Source organism: Aequorivita sp. KMM 9714, assembly GCF_011065475.1.
In the GTDB taxonomy this organism is placed as follows: Bacteria; Bacteroidota; Bacteroidia; order Flavobacteriales; family Flavobacteriaceae; genus Aequorivita; species Aequorivita sinensis.
In genome coordinates this window covers 1-600 of the sequence record NZ_JAAGRO010000029.1, presented here as the reverse complement: position 1 = coordinate 600, position 600 = coordinate 1, and the positions used below count along the sequence as shown (strand labels likewise).

Annotated in this window: 1 pseudogene; it reads left to right on the top strand. The window is 43.0% G+C overall.

Annotated features, from left to right (window positions below):
- A pseudogene (locus tag G3A46_RS14275) lies at positions 1–600 on the top strand (hypothetical protein); the annotation flags it as partial.

Genomic DNA, 600 nt, shown 5'->3' with positions numbered 1-600 from the left:
AGAAAATCCCCGGCAAGGGGCACGAAACCATCTTTTACAATAATTTGGACCAGCCCATACTTACCCAAGATGCCAATATGCGGAATGAGACAGCTAATAAATACTTATTTACCAAATATGATGCATTAGGGAGAGTGGCCTATACTGGATTCTATACAGCTACTATAGGACAGCAATCGATACAGGATTCATTGCAGTTTAATCTTGAAGTCAATAGGACTAATTACGAGATCCAAAAGACTACTGCACAGGGAGCTACGCAAATCGGGGATACACAGGTTTTTTATAGCAATAGCTCATATCCATCCAACAACCTTGAAGTGCTTACCATCAACTACTATGATCGATACATTGATTATGGTGTAGGCGGAAGCAATGGACTGGTCCTTCCCACAAGTGTTTACGACCAGCACACTACTGAGAACACTTTAGTGACAACGACAACACAAGGGCTGCCCACCGTATCAAGGGTGCGCGTCCTTGGGCAAACACCCGTCAAATGGATAACCTCTCTCACTGCCTATGATAGTCGTGGACGTGCTATCTATTCGGACAGTTATAATGAATATCTTGATAGCAGGGATATCCATCGTAGTAAAT